General features: G+C 64.8%; 20 protein-coding genes and 1 pseudogene. 17 read left to right on the top strand and 4 right to left on the bottom strand.

The features are described from left to right. Nucleotides 1–12: 12 nt before the first annotated feature. The 3 genes from VGN68_RS11585 to VGN68_RS11575 all read left to right on the top strand — a co-directional run bounded on the left by VGN68_RS11585 (nucleotide 13) and on the right by VGN68_RS11575 (nucleotide 5,857). Entirely contained in the window at nucleotides 13–2,013 is a 2,001-nt protein-coding gene (locus VGN68_RS11585; protein WP_327476789.1) for a hypothetical protein, read from the top strand. Nucleotides 2,014–2,065: 52 nt separating this feature from the next. Next, nucleotides 2,066–3,439 carry a glutamate--cysteine ligase gene (locus VGN68_RS11580; protein WP_327476787.1) on the top strand — a complete coding sequence of 458 codons (1,374 nt, stop codon included), beginning with the start codon at nucleotides 2,066–2,068 and terminating at the stop codon, nucleotides 3,437–3,439. Between the two features lie 156 nt (nucleotides 3,440–3,595). Further along, on the top strand, nucleotides 3,596–5,857 hold the full coding sequence (locus tag VGN68_RS11575; protein ID WP_327476784.1) for a TonB-dependent receptor: 2,262 nt from the start codon (nucleotides 3,596–3,598) through the stop codon (nucleotides 5,855–5,857). 46 nt (nucleotides 5,858–5,903) lie between these two features. Here VGN68_RS11575 and VGN68_RS11570 read toward each other — a convergent pair whose 3' ends face one another. Beyond that, on the bottom strand, nucleotides 5,904–7,310 hold the full coding sequence (locus tag VGN68_RS11570) for a methyltransferase family protein (protein WP_327476782.1): 1,407 nt from the start codon (nucleotides 7,308–7,310) through the stop codon (nucleotides 5,904–5,906). A 231-nt stretch (nucleotides 7,311–7,541) separates the two neighbouring features. On the opposite strand from VGN68_RS11570, the gene VGN68_RS11565 reads away from it, so the two are divergent. Both VGN68_RS11565 and VGN68_RS11560 read left to right on the top strand, forming a co-directional pair. Next, nucleotides 7,542–8,744 carry a M23 family metallopeptidase gene (locus tag VGN68_RS11565; RefSeq protein ID WP_327476780.1) on the top strand — a complete coding sequence of 401 codons (1,203 nt, stop codon included), beginning with the start codon at nucleotides 7,542–7,544 and terminating at the stop codon, nucleotides 8,742–8,744. 1 nt (nucleotide 8,745) lies between these two features. After that, nucleotides 8,746–9,144: a bactofilin family protein gene (locus VGN68_RS11560; protein WP_293699404.1), complete on the top strand. Its 399-nt coding sequence runs from the start codon at nucleotides 8,746–8,748 to the stop codon at nucleotides 9,142–9,144. A gap of 382 nt (nucleotides 9,145–9,526) precedes the next feature. Here VGN68_RS11560 and VGN68_RS11555 read toward each other — a convergent pair whose 3' ends face one another. Both VGN68_RS11555 and VGN68_RS11550 read right to left on the bottom strand, forming a co-directional pair. Then, a complete protein-coding gene (locus VGN68_RS11555) occupies nucleotides 9,527–9,823 on the bottom strand; it encodes a DUF1905 domain-containing protein (RefSeq protein WP_327476776.1) in 297 nt (98 codons plus the stop codon). Beyond that, nucleotides 9,823–11,331: a YifB family Mg chelatase-like AAA ATPase gene (locus VGN68_RS11550; protein ID WP_327476774.1), complete on the bottom strand. Its 1,509-nt coding sequence runs from the start codon at nucleotides 11,329–11,331 to the stop codon at nucleotides 9,823–9,825. Before VGN68_RS11550 ends, VGN68_RS11555 begins: the two co-directional genes overlap by 1 nt. A gap of 153 nt (nucleotides 11,332–11,484) precedes the next feature. Here VGN68_RS11550 and VGN68_RS11545 point away from each other — a divergent pair, with 153 nt between their 5' ends. The 10 genes and pseudogenes from VGN68_RS11545 (at nucleotide 11,485) to VGN68_RS11500 (ending at nucleotide 17,414) form a co-directional block, all read left to right on the top strand. Beyond that, on the top strand, nucleotides 11,485–12,180 hold the full coding sequence (locus tag VGN68_RS11545) for a TetR/AcrR family transcriptional regulator (RefSeq protein ID WP_327476772.1): 696 nt from the start codon (nucleotides 11,485–11,487) through the stop codon (nucleotides 12,178–12,180). A gap of 70 nt (nucleotides 12,181–12,250) precedes the next feature. Further along, a complete protein-coding gene (locus VGN68_RS11540; RefSeq protein WP_327476770.1) occupies nucleotides 12,251–12,688 on the top strand; it encodes a VOC family protein in 438 nt (145 codons plus the stop codon). A 71-nt stretch (nucleotides 12,689–12,759) separates the two neighbouring features. Then, a complete protein-coding gene (locus VGN68_RS11535) occupies nucleotides 12,760–12,981 on the top strand; it encodes a DUF4287 domain-containing protein (protein ID WP_327476769.1) in 222 nt (73 codons plus the stop codon). Between the two features lie 3 nt (nucleotides 12,982–12,984). Further along, nucleotides 12,985–13,653 (top strand): glutathione S-transferase family protein, encoded by a 669-nt coding sequence (locus tag VGN68_RS11530; protein ID WP_327476767.1) that lies wholly within the window; start codon nucleotides 12,985–12,987, stop codon nucleotides 13,651–13,653. 28 nt (nucleotides 13,654–13,681) lie between these two features. Further along, nucleotides 13,682–13,978 (top strand): annotated as a pseudogene (locus VGN68_RS11525) (DUF1428 domain-containing protein); the annotation flags it as partial. A 69-nt stretch (nucleotides 13,979–14,047) separates the two neighbouring features. Then, complete coding sequence (locus VGN68_RS11520; RefSeq protein ID WP_327476865.1) at nucleotides 14,048–14,401, top strand: DUF1428 domain-containing protein; 354 nt, start codon at nucleotides 14,048–14,050, stop codon at nucleotides 14,399–14,401. Nucleotides 14,402–14,557: 156 nt separating this feature from the next. Next, complete coding sequence (locus VGN68_RS11515) at nucleotides 14,558–15,355, top strand: VOC family protein (protein ID WP_327476765.1); 798 nt, start codon at nucleotides 14,558–14,560, stop codon at nucleotides 15,353–15,355. A gap of 43 nt (nucleotides 15,356–15,398) precedes the next feature. Beyond that, a complete protein-coding gene (locus VGN68_RS11510; RefSeq protein WP_327476763.1) occupies nucleotides 15,399–15,887 on the top strand; it encodes a VOC family protein in 489 nt (162 codons plus the stop codon). Between the two features lie 3 nt (nucleotides 15,888–15,890). Then, the gene (locus VGN68_RS11505; RefSeq protein ID WP_327476761.1) at nucleotides 15,891–16,544 is read left to right on the top strand and encodes a glutathione S-transferase family protein; all 654 of its coding nucleotides are present in this window, start codon (nucleotides 15,891–15,893) and stop codon (nucleotides 16,542–16,544) included. An 87-nt stretch (nucleotides 16,545–16,631) separates the two neighbouring features. Further along, nucleotides 16,632–17,414: an alpha/beta hydrolase gene (locus VGN68_RS11500; RefSeq protein WP_327476759.1), complete on the top strand. Its 783-nt coding sequence runs from the start codon at nucleotides 16,632–16,634 to the stop codon at nucleotides 17,412–17,414. Nucleotides 17,415–17,441: 27 nt separating this feature from the next. Here VGN68_RS11500 and VGN68_RS11495 read toward each other — a convergent pair whose 3' ends face one another. Next, nucleotides 17,442–17,576, bottom strand: a complete 135-nt coding sequence (locus tag VGN68_RS11495) for an entericidin EcnA/B family protein (protein ID WP_293699368.1) — start codon at nucleotides 17,574–17,576, stop codon at nucleotides 17,442–17,444. Nucleotides 17,577–17,785: 209 nt separating this feature from the next. Here VGN68_RS11495 and VGN68_RS11490 point away from each other — a divergent pair, with 209 nt between their 5' ends. Together VGN68_RS11490 and rpmH are read left to right on the top strand one after the other, a co-directional pair. After that, the gene (locus VGN68_RS11490; protein WP_327476753.1) at nucleotides 17,786–18,115 is read left to right on the top strand and encodes a hypothetical protein; all 330 of its coding nucleotides are present in this window, start codon (nucleotides 17,786–17,788) and stop codon (nucleotides 18,113–18,115) included. A gap of 135 nt (nucleotides 18,116–18,250) precedes the next feature. After that, the coding region (rpmH, locus tag VGN68_RS11485; protein WP_327476863.1) for a 50S ribosomal protein L34 at nucleotides 18,251–18,377 on the top strand (127 nt) is incomplete at its 3' end.

Below are 18,377 nucleotides of genomic sequence, written 5' to 3'. Positions count from 1 at the left end.
AGCGCCCTGTTTATGCTTGCCGCGTTCGTGACGGCGCCCCCGGCATTGGCCCAGCGCGTCATCGTCAACCCATCGTTCGAATCGAACGACCCACAGGGACCGGGCGCCGCAAATTACGAGATCTACTCGAACGGCGCGGTACCCGGTTGGGATTCAGCATCAGGCGAAATCGAGCTTTGGGACACGAACTTCAACGGCGTCCCGGCCTTCGCGGGGTCGGTGTTTGCCGAAATGAACGCCAATGTTCCCGGCGCCTTTTACCAGAATATCTGCATGGTCAATGGCGAGTCGATCGAGTGGACATTTGCCCATCGCGCCCGGTCAGGCGGCCCCGCGACGCAGACCGCGCGGTTTCAAATCGCCAATATGTCGGGCGCGCTCATCCAGAATCTCGCGACCCAGGCATCGACGATAAACAATGTGTGGAACGTCAACAACGGTGCGGCGACCTATAGCGGCGCGTCCGGCGTCCAGCGCGTCCAGTTCATTACCACCGATCCGGGCAGTTTTGGGAACTTCCTTGACGATATCCGGATCACGCTGAACCCGTTTGTCGAGCTGTCGACCACTTCGGCGTCAGGCGTAGAATCGCTGGCGACGGCGAACCTGCCGACGCTGACCGTCAACGGCACGCTGTTCACCGCGCGCACCGTCAATGTCAGCATCACCGGCGGCACTGCGGTGCGCGGTACGGACTATACGACCCCCGGCGGCGGCGCGAGCTTTACCGTCACCATTCCCGCGGGGACGTATCAGAACACCGCGGTTCCGCTCGGCATCCAGATTATCGATGACGCCTTGACCGAAGGCAGCGAAACGATCCAGATCGCGCTGGGAACGGGTACCGGCTACACCGTTTCCAGTACGTCGAGTTGCGGCGGCGCGGCACGCACCGCGAGCACCTATACGATCACCGACAATGATTCGCCGGTGGTGCTGACCAAGAATTGGGTCACCGGCATCGCTGGCGACGCGGTCAGCCTGGCGATCACCGGCGGCTCGGCACCGACCGCGGGATCGTCGACCGTCGGCGGCGCGGCAACCAACGCCACCGCAGTCGCGGCTCCCGGCAGCACGCTGACCCTGACCGAAGCCTATACGACCGGCGCGGCGGTCAATTATAACAGCAGCATCGAATGCCGCCGCAACAGCGACAATGCCATCGTCGCCACCGCGGGCAGCGGGCTCAGCCGCACCGTCGTAATGCCTTCGGGCAGCTCGCTCACCTGCACCTGGACCAACAGCCGCCGCTCGGCGACGCTCGTCGTGCGCAAGACCTGGGTCAATGCGGTGCTGGCGAACGCCGTCACCGTGGCAACCAGCGGCCTGATCAACAACGCCATCCTGGCGTCGGTCGCCAACAGCGCCAACGAGACTGACACCAACGCCGCGGTCACTGTCTATGCCGCCGAAAGCGCCACGCTCAGCGAGACCTTCACCGTCGGCAATGGTGCCAATTACGGGCAAGCACTGGCCTGCACCGGGAACGCGACCGCGCTCGCGGGCAACCTCCTGACGGTGAATGCTGCCGACACCGCGATCGTCTGCACCTTCACCAACAGCTATGTGGCGCCGCTGGCGATCACAAAGACGTCGGCCGCGTTCAGCGACCCAATCAATGGCCTCACCAATCCCAAGCTGATCCCCGGCGGCTTTGCCAATTACACGCTGACCGTCACCGCACCGGCCAGCACCAGCCCGACGAACAACAGCGTCATCGTCACCGACGCACTGCCCGCGAACCTCAGCCTGTTCGTCGGCACCTATGCCCCCGGCCCCGGCCCGGTGCGCTTTACCGCAGGCAGCAGCGGGCTGACCTACAGCTTCACCAGTCTGGCGAATGCCACCGACGATCTGGAATTTTCGAACAATGGCGGCGCGAGCTGGACCTATGTGCCGACTATCGATGCCAATGGCGTCGACGCCAATGTCACCCATGTCCGCATTCGTCCCAAGGGAGCGATGGTGCCGGGGTCGAGCTTCACCCTCAACCTGCGCGGGCTGGTAAAATAGCGCGCCTTCAACAGTCGATTGCATTCTGTACCGAACCGTATAATGGCGCGACATGAGCACGCGCACCGCCTCGGACAGCAACGATCCCATCGTCGAAAGCCGCGATCAGCTCGCGGTCCCCATGATCAAGGGCGAAAAGCCGAAGGACCGCTGGCGCATCGGCACCGAGCATGAGAAATTCGTCTATCGCACCGCCGATCATCGCGCTCCGTCCTATGACGAACCCGGCGGTATCCACGATCTGTTGATGGCGCTCACCCGCTTCGGCTGGGAACCGGTGATCGAGGGCGGCAAGGTGATTGCGCTCGCCGGTAGCGACGGCACCGTCAGCCTCGAACCCGCGGGCCAGCTCGAACTCTCGGGCGCGCCGCTCGAAAATCTGCACCAGACCTGCGCCGAAACCGGCCGCCACCTGAAACAGGTGAAGGAAGTCGGCGCCGAACTCGGGCTTGGTTTCCTGGGGCTCGGCATGTGGCCCGACAAGACGCGCGCCGAACTGCCGATCATGCCCAAGGGACGGTACAAGATCATGCTCGACCATATGCCGCGCGTCGGCAGCATGGGGCTCGACATGATGCTGCGCACCTGCACCATCCAGACCAACCTCGATTATTCCTCCGAAGCCGACATGGTGCAGAAATTCCGCGTGTCGCTGGCGCTGCAACCCATCGCGACCGCGCTCTTCGCCAGTTCGCCGTTCACCGAGGGCAAGCCCAACGGCTTCATGTCGTATCGCAGCCATATCTGGACCGACACCGACCCGGCGCGCACCGGGATGCTGCCCTTCGTGTTCGAGCAGGGCTTCGGTTACGAACGCTATGTCGACTATATGCTCGACGTGCCGATGTATTTCGTCTTCCGCGACGGCAAATATATCGACGCCGCAGGGCAAAGCTTCCGTGACTTCCTGAAGGGCGATCTGCCCGCGCTCCCCGGCGAAAAACCGAGGATCTCCGACTGGAATGATCATCTCTCAACCGCCTTCCCCGAAGTGCGACTGAAAAGCTTCCTCGAAATGCGCGGCGCCGACGGCGGCCCGTGGAACCGCATCTGCGCGCTCCCTGCCTTGTGGGTCGGCCTGCTCTACGATCAGGGTGCGCTCGACGCCGCGTGGGATCTGGTCAAAGGCTGGAGCATCGAGGACCAGCAGCTGCTGCGCGACACAGTTCCCAGCAAAGGGCTCGACGCCCCGGCTCCCGGCGGTGGCACGGTGGGCGAGCTTGCCCACCGCGTGCTCGACATCGCGGCGGCTGGCCTTGCCGCGCGCGGCGAGGTCAATTCGATGGGCGACAATGAAGTCGGCTTCCTCGAACCGCTGCGCCGCATCGCCAAGAGCGGCAAATCGCCCGCGCATGATTTGATGGACCGCTACGAAGGACCGTGGAACCACGACCTGTCGAAAATCTACGACGAGCTCAGCTTCTAGGGGTATTTTCGTCCCAAAAGTGCAGCAATTGCGCAACACTGCTGACACGAAAGTCAGCAGCGCCCGCTTCCGCGATTGATCGTGCGCGCGCCGAAAGCCAAAGAGAAGTTGGTCTTTCGCCTCTCCCATCGTCACTCCGTTTCAGGAAGCTTGCCCATGCGCCACTTTCCTTCCGCCACCGCTATAGCTTTTGCACTCGCCTCGGCTGGCTGGGCCGCGCCCGCCGCCGCGCAAGATGTGCCTGCCGCCGCCGAAGACAGCGGGCTCGGCGATATCATCGTCACCGCGCAGCGCCGCGAAGAGAGCTTGCAGGACGTGCCGGTGGCCGTCAGCGTCTTGTCGGGCAATACGTTGGATGCAATCACCTCGTCGGGCAGCGACGTGCGCGTGCTCGCGGGCCGCGTCCCCAGCCTCAACATCGAAAGCTCGTTCGGCCGCACCTTCCCGCGCTTCTATATCCGCGGTCTCGGCAACACCGATTTCGACCTCAACGCGTCGCAGCCGGTCAGCCTCGTCTATGACGACGTCGTGCTCGAAAACCCGATCCTCAAGGGCTTCCCGATCTTCGACCTCGACCGCATCGAGGTGCTGCGCGGGCCGCAGGGTACGCTCTTCGGCCGCAACACCCCCGCGGGCATCGTCAAATTCGACACCGTCAAGCCCGGCAAGACCGGCGGCTATGCCCGCGCCAGCTATGGTCGCTACGGCACCACCCAGGTCGAGGTCGCGGCGGGCGCCGCGGACGACAACGGCTTCTCGGTCCGCCTGTCGACCCTGTTCCAGCACCGCGACAATTGGGTCGACAATATCGCGACGACGAAAGCCAAGGATCTCGGCGGCTATGACGACATCGCCGCGCGGTTCCAGCTGCAATATGAAAGCGGTCCCTTTACCGGCCGCGTGACCGGTCAGGTCCGCATCTATGACGGTTCGGCGATCATCTTCCGCGCCAACACGCAGGTGCCGGGCAGCAACAAGCTCGTCGGCCTCGGCGGCGCGGGCACCGAATTCGAGCGCGACGAAGTCTATCAGGACGGCCTGAACTTCCAGAAGCTCAACACCTATAATGTCGGGCTGAACCTGGAATATGATTTCGGGCCGGTGACCGCTTATTCGATCACCTCCTATTGGAACGGCAATTTCCGCAGCCGCGGCGACATCGACGGCGGCTTCGGCGCGGTGTTCCTGCCGGTATCGGGTCCGGGGCTCATCCCGTTCCAGGCGCAGAGCCAGGACAATGTACCCAGCCTCGACCAGTTCACGCAGGAAATCCGCATCGCGTCCAACAACAGCGGCGGCCTCGGCTATCAGTTCGGCGCCTTCTATTTCGACGAAGGCCTCGACATCTCGAGCTTCGAATTCGGCGGGCCGACCGATGCCACCCCGTCGGCGATCGCGATCCAGCGCCAGGACAGCGAAGCTTATGGCATCTTCGGCTCGGTCAATTATGAATTCGACAATGGCTTCAAACTGCAGGCCGGCGCGCGCTACAACCACGACACGCGCGATTTCGTCGCGTCGCGTCCGATCGAAACCCGCCCAAATTTCGTCGTCGATCCGAACACCCCGGTCCCGCCGCAGGCCGCGACGGTCAAGGGCAAGCTGCTGACGTGGGACGCCAGCGCAACCTATGAGGCGTCCGACGCCCTCACCTTTTACGCCCGTGTCGCGCGCGGTTACCGTGCGCCGTCGGTGCAGGGCCGCCTGACCTTCTCGCGCACCATCTCGACCGCCGATCAGGAAGAGACGATGTCCTATGAAGCGGGGATCAAGACCGCGTTCTTCGACGACCGCGTCCGCTTCAACCTGACCGGCTATTATTTCGACACCAAGGATTTGCAGCTCACGGCGGTCGGCGGCACGTCTAACGTGGCGAGCCTGCTCAACGTCGACGCCAAGGGCCACGGGATCGAGGCTGAATTGCAGGCGGCACCCGCCAAAGGCCTGACCTTCTCGATCGGCGGGGCGTGGAATGTCGCCAAGATCGACGACGCCAATGCCTTCGTCGCGGGCTGCGGTTCGGCGACGCCCTGCACCGTGCTCGATCCGGCGCGTCCTGGTAGCCCAGGCATCTTCTCGATCGACGGTAACCAGCTGCCGCAGTCGCCGAAATGGACGCTGAACGGGACGGCGGGTTATGAATTCCCCGTCGGCAACGGCGCGATCTACGCCTTCACCGACTGGTATTACCGCTCAAAAATCCAGTTCTTCCTCTATCAGTCGGTCGAGTTCTCGGACGACAAGATGATCGAGGGTGGTTTGCGCGTCGGCTATCGCACCGACCGCTTCGATGTCGCGGGGTTCGTCCGCAACATCACCAACGATGCATCGCCGACCGGCGGCATCGATTTCAACAACATCACCAGCTACGTCAACGAACCCCGAATCTATGGGGTCGAAGCCAGCGTGAAGTTCTGAGTCCGCTCCATCCTCCCTGTGGCGAAACCATGGGGAGGACGAGATTTCAAGCGACCGGTCCGACGCGCTCGTCGGGTTCGAGCCGGATCAGTGGACGTTCGCGCCCTGTCAGCCGCGCGAACAGGCGCGGGACCAAGGCGTTGGCCTGCGCCCAGTTCCAGTAAGCGACATAAGCGGGGTCGGCGAGGAGATGCTTTTCCTCGGTCTTGGCGCGCCAATAATAAACGCCGCTGACCAGCCCGAGCAGCACCACATTACGCACACCCTCGACCCAGCCACCCGCGGTGACGAGAAAGGGCATCGCGCCGATCCACCAGCTCAGATTTTTCGACACATAAGCGGGGTGGCGGGTGAAGCGGTATGGCCCGTGGGTGATGATGCCGCGGTGGGTCAGGTTGGAAAAGCGGATGCCGAACGCAATCGTCGCCCAGCTGTAGATCGCAGTCAGCAACGCCAGCATGATCGCCCAGACGATCAGCAACGTCTCATGGCCCGCCAGCCAATGCCCCCAGTCGGCACCGTACAACTGATAGTCGAGCGGGCCGCCGCTCATCAGGATGAAGGGCGGGTAACAGACGAGCGCCGCGACCCACGCCATGCCATAGGGGTTGGCGGTGCGGATATGCGCATCAAGCGGTTTCAGGGTCAGGATATAGCCAACCGTCGCGATATGGACGTCGATCAGATAGAGGAAATTGAGTGTCCAGATGCCCGTCATATAGGGATTGGCCAGCACCTCGTTCATCGGCACGGTCACCAGCGCCGAGAAATTCCCCGGCACGATCGACAGCATGAAGGCGGTGAAAAACCCCTTCACCGCCCAGGCGCGCAGATGATGGCCGATCGCGCGGCCGTCGACCGGCTGGCCGGGCGCAATCAGCCAGCGGCCGAACTGATAACAGCCGTCGCGCGGTTCGACCATGCGGCGGTCGAGCCACAGTATATAGGGCACCGACACGAGCAGCAGCCACGGCGCCACCCGTTCAAGCAGATCCATCGAAAAGGCGTAATTGCCCGTCCAATAATAGCGCATCGTCGCGTAAATCAACGCGATCAGCCCCCAGGTCGCCCAGAGCCCGGCGAGCTTGGTCAGGCTGATATCGACCGTTTCGCGCCACGGACGGCGCTGCGCCCAGTCGATCCCGGTCGATGGATTGCGATGCACCTTATCGACGAACACCGACCACAACACCATCGGCACCCCGCACGCCAGCACGCTGGCAATCGCCGAGTTCGGGCCGTTCATCGGCCCGCGCGTACCCCAATCAATACCGAGGAAGGCGGCGATGTCGGGCGCGTAGCGCGCGAGCAGCAAATATCCGACTAGCCCCGCGAGGCCGACAATGCCTACCCCCGCGCTGACCGCCGACCGCGGGCGCGTCGTGCGGGCCGAGGGCGGCGCCCCGGACGCGTCTTGAGTGCCCGGAGCGGCGGTTTCGACCATGGAATCCATGCGCTTGGCCCTAGCAAAAATTGGTAAGCAAGCCGTCAATATATTTCGGCGATTCGCGGCGGATTTCTCGCCAAAATGGCAGCGTTCCCGTCGTTTGACACCGTTCACCGCATGGCCGGTTCGACTCGGCGCGAGTCGCCCTGCAAAGATTCGCCGCGCCGCAAACGGCCTGTTAAGGCGCCCATCAATCGGGGCGGAGGGCTCCACAGAACAACAAGATGGGGTCGCCACTTGTCATCGAAATCTACGGGCCTGCGCCATTGGCGCCAGCGCTTTAACGCGCTGTTTCAGGACCATGAAATCTTCATTCGCACCCACGGCCATGTCCGGTTCCTGCGGATCAGCGCCGTCTGGCAAAAGCGCGTCGCGCTGATCGCTGCCGTCGTGCTGCTTGCCTGGGCTGGCGCGACGCTCGCGGTGCTGGTCACCCAGCTGCTCACCGCCGACGAACGCGCCGCCGTTGCGCAGCAATCCGCGGCGGCTGCTGCTTCCGAAAAGCGGATCGCGCAATATCGCGACCGCGTCGCCGAAACCGCCGCCGATCTCGAAGAGCGGCAGAACCAGCTCGAAGAGTGGCAGAAAACATATTTCGGGTCCGAGCCCGCCGCGATTGCCGAAGGCGTGAGCGACACGAATGGCGAAACCGCCCAGCCTGCCCTGAAAACCAGTGCCATCGACCCCAGCCTCCCCCCCGAGGCACAGGCGCTCGCGCGCGTCGCCGCGCGTCAGGAGGCGCTGTCCACGCGCCTGCTCGCCGCGGTCAATGAACGCGCCGCCAATGCCGAAACGGCCGTGGCGCAGCTCGGGCTCAATCCCACCGCGATCATACGCGGCGCCGCAACCGGCCGCGGTGGTCCGTTCATTCCGTATAAGGGCCGCATGGGCAAAGCGAAGTCGCTCGGCCCCTCGTTCGCCGCGCTCGAAGGCGCGTTGTTCCGCATGGAAGTGCTCGAACGCACCCTCGTCGCCGTCCCGTCGGGCAACCCCGCCGACGTGTTGATGATGTCGTCGGGTTTCGGTTATCGCAGCGATCCCTTCACCGGCGGCGCCGCGATGCATTCGGGGCTAGACTTCCGCGGTCCGATTGGCACCCCGATCCTTGCCGCCGCTCCCGGCCGCGTCAGCTTCGTCGGCACCAAATCGGGTTATGGCAATGTCGTCGAGGTCGATCATGGTCAGGGCATCATGACCCGATATGCCCACTTGTCGGGGTTTACATCGAAGGTCGGGGCGCAAGTCGCCGCCGGCCAGCAAATCGCCAAAATGGGCTCGACCGGTCGTTCAACCGGCAGCCACCTGCATTTCGAAGTCCGTCTAAACGGTGTCGCGGTCAACCCGCGCCGCTTCCTGGAGGCCAAAGCCGATGTTCTCGAAGTCAAAGACGACGCAAGGCAGCGAGTCGGATCCGTCGCTGCCGCCCGTGGCGCCCGCTAAGATGGCGACCGGCGCGCGGCACACGACCTTTTCGATCCTGGGATCGGACGTCGTCGTCACCGGCAATGTCGCCGCCAGCGTCGACCTGCACGTCGACGGCAAGATCGACGGCGATCTGAAATGCGCCAATCTGGTCCAGGGCGAGGCGAGCGAGATCAAGGGCGCCGTCGTCGCCGAGACCGCGAAAATTGCGGGGCTGGTCGACGGGTCGATCGAGGCCAAGACGCTGATCGTCCACGCCACCGCACGGATCACCGGCGATGTCGTGTATGAAAATATCACGATCGAAAATGGCGGCAAGATCGACGGCAAGCTGGCGCATCGCCGCCACGGGGCGGGCGCCGTCAAAGCGCCGCCACCGCTGGAAGTCGTTGAGAACAAGTCGGCGCTGGGCATCTGACCCTGGGCTAACGACCGCTACGGGGAAGGACCGCTACGGGGTGGGAAGCTGCCGCTCTCAACCTGCGGGTTCGGCTACTTAGTATCTGCGGAATTGATTTCCGGCTACTCCGGCGCGAAAAAGTACCGGGAAAAACCAATACAGAAATTGGACGGTGGCCAAGAAACCCGCAATTAGCACAGCGGATTCGATGCGGGCATCGCCCCTCAGCAAATGGGAAGTCAGCGCCGCAGCAGTGAAAACGATAGAAAACGTCTCCACAACCTGCTTCAAAATCCCCCGAAATGTGGTCGTGACTTTGCCCATTGCTCGTCAATCTACACGTTAATTTGATGTCCGCAATTGGGTCGATAGCGGCCATGCACCGCGCTCAACCGCGACCTCAGCGGCGGATGACGCGGCTGATCTCCATCGTCACCGCGACCCGATCGCCCAGCCCCAAGCCCTCGGCGCGCTGAACCGCGACTTTGATCGGCAGGACATAGGTGTCACCGCGCCGGAACAGCGAGGTGGTGAATTCTGTTCCGCCGATCTGCGCCTTCACCGGGACCATGCCCCAGCCATAGCTCGCCTCGCGCGCGGCATAATGGACCTCGCCGACGAGATGATCGGGGACCGGCGCAAACAGATAGGGCGGCGGGCCGCGCCATTCGATGATGTCGGTCTCAAAGCTCAGCATCAGTTCCTCGGTGCCTGCCGCCGATAGCTCAGCGCTTCGGCAATATGGATGCGCCCGATCGCCTCCGCCCCGGCCAGATCGGCGATCGTCCGCGCCACCCGCAGGACCCGCGTATAGCCGCGCGCCGACAGCCGCATCGCCTCTGCCGCCTGTGCGAGTAATTTGCGCCCCGCTTCGTCGGGGGTCGCGACTGCCTCCATCAACTCGCCGTCGATCTCGGCGTTGGTGCGCGCCTTGTGCTCGGCGTAGCGCGCGGTCTGGCGCGCCCGCGCCGCGGCGACGCGGGCGGCGACCTCGGCGCTGCCCTCGGCGGGGGGCGGCAGGACAAGGTCGGCGGCGCTGACCGCCTGCACCTCGACATGCAGGTCGATGCGGTCGAGCAGCGGGCCGGAGACCTTCGCCTGATAATCGGCGGCGCAGCGCGGCGCGCGGCTGCACGCGAGCGCCGGGTCACCCAGATGCCCGCAGCGGCACGGGTTCATCGCGGCGACCATCTGCACTCGTGCCGGAAAGGTGACATGCGCGTTGGCGCGCGCGACGCTGACCTCGCCCGTCTCCAGCGGCTGGCGCAAGGAATCGAGCACGGTGCGCTGAAATTCGGGGAGTTCGTCGAGGAACAAGACGCCCAGATGCGCGAGGCTGACCTCGCCCGGCCGCACCCGCAGCCCGCCGCCGACGAGCGCGGGCATCGACGCACTATGATGCGGCGAGCGGAACGGCCGCGCGCGGATCAGCCGGCCGCCCTCCAGCCCGCCCGCGACCGAGGCGATCATCGACACCTCGAGCGCTTCGGCGGGGTCGAGGTCGGGCAAGATGCCCGGCAGACATGCCGCCATCAGCGACTTGCCCGCCCCCGGCGGCCCGACCATCAACAGATTATGCCCGCCCGCCGCGGCGATTTCGAGCGCGCGCTTGGCGACCTCCTGCCCCTTGACCTGCGCCAGATCGGCCATGCGCCGCGGTTGCTCAACCTCGCCCGGGCGCGGCGGCGGGAGCAGCGCATTGCCCTTGAAATGGTTCAGCAGCGAGAGGAGGTCGGGTGCCGCGAGCACCTCGACATTCCCCGCCCACGCCGCTTCCGGCCCCTGCGCGACCGGGCAGATCAGCCCGCGGTCCTGACTGCCCGCATGGAGCGCGGCGAGCAGGACGCCGGGTGATGCGGCGACGCGGCCGTCGAGGCCAAGTTCGCCGACTACGACATAGGAAGACAGCGTTTCGGGATCGACGACCCCCATCGCGCCGAGCAGCGCGAGCGCGATCGGCAGGTCGTAATGCGAGCCTTCCTTGGGCAGGTCAGCGGGCGACAGGTTCACCGTGATGACCTTGGGCGGCAGCGCGAGGCCGATCGCGGCGATCGCAGCGCGGACGCGCTCGCGGCTTTCGCCGACCGCCTTGTCGGGCAGGCCGACGACGACGAAGCGCGGCAGGCCGGGGGTAATCTGGCACTGCACTTCGACCCCGCGCGCCTCGAGCCCGAGATAGGCGACGGTGGAAACGATCGCGACCATCAATGTCCCCTGTTTGTTCCGTCCTTTTTGGCGACAAAATGGGGCGCGGTCGAGTCGCTTTTTGTACCGGTTCGGATGTTGACGAAGGTGCCGCGTAGCGTGGGGTCGGATCGGCATTTGACAACATACCAACCAGTCGGTATGCCCATTCGCGTGAACCCGAATCAGCCCTCTTCCACCCCCGAGGCTCGCCCCGCCGACAAGGCGGTGGCGGGCGTCGGCGCGGGCATCGCCGCGGTCCGCGCGCCGCGCGGCAGTGCGCGCGCGGCGTTGATCGCGGCGGCGCACACGACGGTGCGCAAACAGGGCTATGCCGCGACGACGGTCGACCAGATTTGCGCCGCCGCCGGGGTCACCAAAGGCGCATTTTTCCACCATTTCGCGTCGAAGGAAGCGCTGGCAGTCGCCGCCGCCGAGGCGTGGACCGAGCGCGCGCGTCCGATGTTCGAAATGCCGCCGCACACCAGGCTGGATGACCCGCTCGCCCGTCTGCTCGGCCATATCGATTTCCGCTTTGCGATGCTCGACGGTCCGGTCGAGGATTTCACCTGCTTCGTCGGCACGATGGTGCAGGAAGCCTTTGCGACGAGCGAGCCGATCCGCGCGGCGTGCGAGGCGAGCATCAACGCCTATTGCGAAGCTCTCGCCCCCGATGTTGCAGCCGCCATGGAAGTTTACGGCGCCCCCGAAGATGTCACCGCGCTCGGTTTGGCGCAGCATATCCAGGCGGTGCTGCAGGGCAGCTTCATCCTGGCCAAAACGACGAACGACCCGGCGATTGCGCGGGAAAGCGTCACCCATCTGAAGCGTTATGTCCGCATGTTGTTTGAACCGCGCGGTGCACCCTGACGTGGCAGGTCATTGCCCCGTCAGCCCCCCGCGCTGACTTACCCCAACCTACCCCCCAAGGAGAGAGACGATGCCCCAGATGATTTTTGTGAACCTGCCGGTGACCGACCTTGCCCGGTCGCAGGCCTTTTATGAAGCGGTCGGCGCGGTCAACAACCCCGCCTTCACCGACGACACCGCTGCGTGCATGGTGGTCGCCGAAGGGTCGATCCACGTCATGCTGCTGACGCATGAAAAATGGGCGACCTTCACGTCGAAGGAGATCCCCGACGCGCATGTGAGCGCGCAGGTGCTGCTCTGCGTGTCCGCCGACAGCCGCGCCGACGTCGATGCGCAAGTTGCCAAGGCGACCGCCGCGGGCGGCAAGCCCGACCCGACCCCGACCCAGGAATATGGCGACTTCATGTACGGGCGCAGCTTCGAAGATCCCGACGGCCATATCTGGGAAGTGATGTGGATGGACCCCGCCGCGATCCCTGCCGGCGAGCCCGCCGAAGCCGCCGCCTGACCGAGCCGCGGAGGGGAACGGATAGCCACCCTTGCAAAAAAGGCCGCCGTTCCCTTCCCGACGGGAGACCGATGATGAGTTTCCAGGCCTATCTGAACAATGTCGAGGCCAAGACCGGCAAGTCGGCCGACGAACTGAAGGCGATTGCGATCGACGCGGGGCTGGCCGACGCCACCGGTCTCGCGCCCGGGGTCAAGCCCGGTGCGGTGATCGACTGGCTCAAGCGCGATTTCGACCTGGGCCACGGTCACGCGATGTCGATCGTCGCGTACATCAAAGGCAAGAGGAGTTAGATCATGCCCGTCAATCCCAATGCCAATATCGAAATCATCGCCTTCGACTGGGTTCCCGACTTTGCCCGCGGTTTTGTCCGCGACCTGCGTCCGCGCTGGGCGTGCGAGGAACTGGGGATCGATTATGCCGAAAAGCTGATCAGCGCGGTCGATCGCCCCGCCGATCATTATCGGCTGCAACCCTGGGGGCAGGTGCCGGTGTTGCGCGATGGCGCCATCACCCTGTTCGAAAGCGGCGCGATCATGCTGCATCTGGCGGCGAAGGATGCGCGGTTGCTGCCGACCGGGGCGCAGGCCCGCGCCGACGCGACCGCCTGGGTGTTCGCGGCGCTGAACAGCGTCGAGCCGATGATGTTCGAACTGGGCAATGTCGATATATTCTCGAAGGACGAGGAATGGGCGAAGCTGCGCCGCCCCGGGCTGATCGAGTTTATTCGCACCCGCTTTGGCCGCCTGTCCGATGCGTTGGGTGACAAGCCCTATCTGGTCGGCGAATTCAGCATCGCCGACATCGCGATGGCGACGGTGCTGCGCGAAGGCGTCGAGGCGGGGCTGATCGCCGAATATCCGCGCCTCGCCGCCTATCTCGATCGCTGCACGGCACGTCCGGCCTTCCAGCGCGCGATGGACGCGCAGCTGTTATCGTTAAGCAAAGAGCCGGTTACGGCCTGAATTTCCCACCCCCCTAAGGAGAGACAAGATGACCTATGTTGAAGGATTTGTCGTGGCGGTGCCGACCGCCAACAAGGAAGCCTATCGCCAACATGCCGCCGATGCGGCGCCGCTGTTCAAGGAATTTGGCGTGACGCGAATGGTCGAGGCGTGGGGCGACGATGTCCCCGACGGCAAGGTCAACGACCTGAAGGGCGCGGTGCAGGCGAAGGACGACGAGACCGTCGTGTTCAGCTGGTTCGAATATCCCGACAAGGCCACCCGCGACGCCGCGAACGAAAAGATGATGAGCGACCCGCGCATGGCGGCGATGGGCGGCGAAATGCCGTTCGACGGCAAGCGGATGATCATCGGCGGTTTCGATTCGATTGTCGATGACCGCGCGGGCGGCACAATGGGTTACGCCGATGGCTATGTCCTGCCCGTCCCCGACGGTAACAAGGACGCCTATCGCGCGCTCGCCGAAAAGGCGTCGCGAGTGTTCCGCGACCATGGGGCGACGCGCGTCGTCGAGGCATGGGGCGACGATGTCCCCGACGGCAAGGTCACCGATTTTGCCCGCGCCGCGCACAAGCAGAACGGCGAAACCGTCGTGTTCAGCTGGGTCGAATGGCCGAGCAAGGAAGCGCGCGTCGCGGGCTGGGAAAAGGTCATGGCCGACGAGCGGATGCAGCCCGACGGCACCGAAGTGCCGTTCGACGGCAAACGCATGATCTATGGCGGCTTTACGCCGATCGTCGAGGCGTGATGCAACCATCCGCCCTGTGGCGAAGCCATGGGGAGGGGGACCGCCGCGAAGCGGTGGTGGAGGGGCGGCGACGTCGCGCAATGGCCCCTCCGTCAGCGCTCCGCGCTGCCACCTCCCCATCGCTCCGCGACAGGGAGGATTGAAAGGAGAGAGACGATGAACAACCCCACCAACTTTATCTGGTACGAACTGATGACCCCCGATCCCGACGGTGCCGCCGCCTTTTATGGCGCCGTGGTCGGCTGGACGATCGCCCCCCACGCCGACCCCGCCGCGGGCGACATGGATTATCGCATGATCGGGCGCAGCGGGGGCGGCAACGCCGGCGGGGTGCTGGCGCTGAATGCCGACATGCTCGCCGGTGGCGCGCGGCCGCTCTGGATCGGCTATCTGGAAGTCGACGATGTCGATGCCGCAATCGCGGCGATCAAGGCCGATGGCGGCGCGGTGCAGATGCCTGCGACCGACCTGCCCGTCGGGCGCATGGCGATGGTCACCGACCCGCAGGGCGCGCCCTTTTACATCATGGACCCGATCCCGCCCGCCGATGCCCCCGAAGGACCCAGCGACGTGTTTTCGATGACCGAGCCGCAGCATATCCGCTGGAACGAGCTGGCGACATCCGACCCGGATGCAGCCATCGCCTTCTACACCAAGCATTTCGGTTGGGGGCAGGAGGGCGAGATGCCGATGGGCGAACTCGGCGCCTATCGCTTTATCCAGCGCGGGGGCGACATGATCGGCGCGGTGATGCCACTGATGGAGGGCTATCCGGTCCCGGTGTGGAATTTCTATATCGGCGTCGATGACATCGACCGCGCCCATGCTGCGGTAACCGCCAATGGCGGCACAGTGACCAGCGAACCGATGGAAATCCCCGGCGGCGAATTTTCCCTGAACGCGATCGACCCGCAAGGCGCCGCCGTCGGCTTTGTCGGGCCGCGCAAGCGCTGACGCGCCTCCCCGCCAGAGAGGCGCACGGAACAAGGAGAGACAGATGAGCACGAACCGACACCCCGTCAGCCTGTGCCTGTGGTACGACAAGGACGCCGAAGCGGCGGCGAATTTCTATGCCGCGACCTTTGCCGACAGCCATGTCGGCGCCGTCCACCGCGCACCGAGCGATTTCCCCGGCGGCAAGGCAGGCGACGTGCTGACCGTCGAATTCACTGTACTTGGCGTGCCGTGCATCGGGCTCAACGGCGGCCCGATCTTTCCGCACAGCGAGGCCTTTTCCTTTCAGGTCCACACCGACACCCAGGAAGAGACCGACCGGCTGTGGAACGCGATCGTCGACAATGGCGGCGCGGAAAGCGCGTGCGGCTGGTGCAAGGACAAATGGGGTCTGAACTGGCAGATCACCCCGCGCGTGTTGACCGACGCGATGGCGAACCCCGACCCGGCGGTGAACAAGCGCGCGTTCGAGGCGATGATGACGATGACCAAGATCGACATTGCGGCGATCGAAGCCGCGGTGAAGGGCTGAGCGATGCTGATCCTCTATGCCCACCCCTTTTCGTCCTACAGCTGGAAGGCGCAGATCGCGCTCGATGAAAAGGGGATCGATTTCGACTATCGCAATGTCGATCCCGAATTTCCCGAGCATGGCGAGCAATTGCGCACGCTGTGGCCGGTGGGGAAATTTCCGCTGCTCGTCGATGGCGAGCGGACGCAGTTCGAGACGTCGATCATCATCGAATATCTCGACCGCGTGCAGCCCGAGCCGCGGTTGATTCCCGCGGATCCCGATGCAGCGTTGCGGGTGCGGCAGATGGACCGCGTGTTCGACCTGCATGTGATGGCGGTGATGCAGGACATTGTGAACGACCGCATTCGCGGCCCCGAGGGACATGCGCCGATGATCGTCGCCAAGGCGCGGGCGGCGCTCGACACCATCTATCGCTGGCTCGACACGCAATTGGCGGGTGGCGGCTGGGCGACCCCCGACGGCTTCACGCTGGCCGACTGTGCCGCGGCGCCGTCGCTGTTCTACGCCGACTGGGTGCATGAAATTCCGGCGCAGTTTGCCAATCTGCGCGCCTATCGCGCGCGGCTGCTCGCACGGCCGTCGGTCGCGCGCGCGATCGACGGCGCACGTCCCTATCGCCATTATTTCCCCGGCGGCGCCCCTGACCGCGACTGACGCGGAAAGCGTCCCGCAACGGGGTTAACGCGGCGCTGACGTTGCTGCTTTGCTTTTTGGCAAGCGCGCGGGCGCGAGAGCGGGGGCATGGTTTCGCCCGTCGCTCTTGTCCGCACCCTGTTCGTCGCGCTTTGCGCGGCGGTGCTGGCGTTCGCGCCCGCGCAGGCGCAGCAGGGGCTGACCGTCACCACGAGCGTGAGCTGGACGTGGGACGAGTCCGGCGACGTTGATGACGATGGCGCGGTCTTCGACGACGATGATACGTTGCTCGACGGCGACGCGCTGGCCGAGGACGCCGATATGGCGGCAACGCGGCGTTACGCACCAAGCGCGACGCTGGCCACGCTGGGCCGGGCCAAGGCGCATTATGGTCCCTTTGCGGTGATTGACGCGAGCACCGTGCGCATGGCGGGCGACGTGACCTCGGCGACGCCGCGCCAGTTCGCGGCGATGCTCGCGGCGTTTCCGCGGCTAAAGCGGCTGGAAATGGTCGACTGTCCCGGCAGCCTCGACGAGCACGCGAATCTGATCCTGGCGCGCGCGATCCGCCGCGCGGGGATGGAAACCGTCGTGCCGAGGGGCGGTTCGGTGCGGTCGGGCGCGGTCGAGCTTTGGCTTGCAGGAACCACACGCCGCGCCGCGCCCGACGCCGAATTCGGCGTGCACAGTTGGGCCGACGACACGGGGCGCGAGGCGAATGACTATGCCGCAAGCGACCCGGTGCATGCCGAATATCTGGGATATTACCGCGAAATGGGGATGGACGACGCCAAGGCACGCGCCTTTTACGCGCTGACCAACAGCACCCCGTTCGACGAGGTGCGTTACCTGACCCGCGACGACATGGCGCGGTTCGTCACGCTCAACTGATCATCATGGGTCGGGCGCTCCTAGCGCCTAGCAGTTGCCCTGGACACCATCGGCACAGTCGCCGACCGATTCAACGTCCTTGGCTGCACCGTCAACGGTATTGCACGCAGACAGGAACAACATCGACCCGCTGATCGCAAAAATCGTCAGAAGCTTTTTCATTCTCTCTCTCCGACACCAGGGCCAACCGCCCCTTTCGTTTCGATGCTTGGGCAACGGTGGGGTGAAAGGATCGTTCCTTGGTGTCGGTGGCGCGCTGGCCGAAGCGTTCCAAAAGACCGCTGGGCCGGGGCGAATGCGGGGTGCGTCGCTGCCGCGCCCCCACTGTTTTGGTCTTGCTGCGCGGGGCTGTCCTACCCACATCGGTCCTCATGGCCAAACGCAGCCTTTACCAGCGATTGCGATCGACCGCGCAGGTGCGGCTCGCGCTGTTCGTGCTCGGCGTGCTGCTGATCCTGATTTCGCCGATCGTCGGGGTGCTCCCCGGCCCCGGCTTTCTGATCCTGTTCCCGCTCGGGCTGATGCTGTGCCTCCAGAACAGCGCGTGGGCCAAGCGCGTCTATGTCCGCTTCAAATGGCGCCACCCACGCTATGCCGCCTGGACCGACCGGGTGATGCGGCGGACCAGCGCAGCGCGGCGGCGCGCGCGCGAGGCGGTGATCGCCGCCGATGGCGAAGCGCTGGAAAAACCGCCGCGATGACAATTGATCGCCGAACGCGATCGGGGGCAATTGACTTTCCGCCGACTCTCGCTTATCCGCGCCTCCATCAGTGGCCGCCCACGTTTGGCGGCCCTTTTCTGTTAGAGCCTTGCAAGAGATTTAGGGACAACCGCGATGAAGCGTACCTTTCAACCGAGCAACCTCGTGCGCGCCCGTCGCCACGGTTTCCGCGCCCGCAAGGCGACGGTCGGCGGTCGCAAGATTCTCGCCAACCGCCGCGCCCAGGGCCGCAAGAAGCTGT

The organism is Sphingopyxis sp. (assembly GCF_035998965.1).
Lineage (GTDB): Bacteria > Pseudomonadota > Alphaproteobacteria > Sphingomonadales > Sphingomonadaceae > Sphingopyxis.
Note: the sequence above shows the minus strand (reverse complement) of the source record. Positions and strands in the feature narration are given on the sequence as shown.

Excerpts from the sequence above, each read along its gene's own strand:
- VGN68_RS11585 (WP_327476789.1), top strand. The coding sequence starts at position 13 with ATGCTTGCCGCGTTCGTGACGGCGCCCCCGGCATTGGCCCAGCGCGTC.
- VGN68_RS11580 (WP_327476787.1), top strand. The coding sequence starts at position 2,066 with ATGAGCACGCGCACCGCCTCGGACAGCAACGATCCCATCGTCGAAAGC.
- VGN68_RS11575 (WP_327476784.1), top strand. The coding sequence starts at position 3,596 with ATGCGCCACTTTCCTTCCGCCACCGCTATAGCTTTTGCACTCGCCTCG.
- VGN68_RS11570 (WP_327476782.1), bottom strand. The coding sequence starts at position 7,310 with ATGGATTCCATGGTCGAAACCGCCGCTCCGGGCACTCAAGACGCGTCC.
- VGN68_RS11560 (WP_293699404.1), top strand. The coding sequence starts at position 8,746 with ATGGCGACCGGCGCGCGGCACACGACCTTTTCGATCCTGGGATCGGAC.
- VGN68_RS11555 (WP_327476776.1), bottom strand. The coding sequence starts at position 9,823 with ATGCTGAGCTTTGAGACCGACATCATCGAATGGCGCGGCCCGCCGCCC.
- VGN68_RS11550 (WP_327476774.1), bottom strand. The coding sequence starts at position 11,331 with ATGGTCGCGATCGTTTCCACCGTCGCCTATCTCGGGCTCGAGGCGCGC.
- VGN68_RS11540 (WP_327476770.1), top strand. The coding sequence starts at position 12,251 with ATGCCCCAGATGATTTTTGTGAACCTGCCGGTGACCGACCTTGCCCGG.
- VGN68_RS11535 (WP_327476769.1), top strand. The coding sequence starts at position 12,760 with ATGATGAGTTTCCAGGCCTATCTGAACAATGTCGAGGCCAAGACCGGC.
- VGN68_RS11530 (WP_327476767.1), top strand. The coding sequence starts at position 12,985 with ATGCCCGTCAATCCCAATGCCAATATCGAAATCATCGCCTTCGACTGG.
- VGN68_RS11520 (WP_327476865.1), top strand. The coding sequence starts at position 14,048 with ATGGGTTACGCCGATGGCTATGTCCTGCCCGTCCCCGACGGTAACAAG.
- VGN68_RS11515 (WP_327476765.1), top strand. The coding sequence starts at position 14,558 with ATGAACAACCCCACCAACTTTATCTGGTACGAACTGATGACCCCCGAT.
- VGN68_RS11510 (WP_327476763.1), top strand. The coding sequence starts at position 15,399 with ATGAGCACGAACCGACACCCCGTCAGCCTGTGCCTGTGGTACGACAAG.
- VGN68_RS11505 (WP_327476761.1), top strand. The coding sequence starts at position 15,891 with ATGCTGATCCTCTATGCCCACCCCTTTTCGTCCTACAGCTGGAAGGCG.
- VGN68_RS11500 (WP_327476759.1), top strand. The coding sequence starts at position 16,632 with ATGGTTTCGCCCGTCGCTCTTGTCCGCACCCTGTTCGTCGCGCTTTGC.
- VGN68_RS11495 (WP_293699368.1), bottom strand. The coding sequence starts at position 17,576 with ATGAAAAAGCTTCTGACGATTTTTGCGATCAGCGGGTCGATGTTGTTC.
- VGN68_RS11490 (WP_327476753.1), top strand. The coding sequence starts at position 17,786 with ATGGCCAAACGCAGCCTTTACCAGCGATTGCGATCGACCGCGCAGGTG.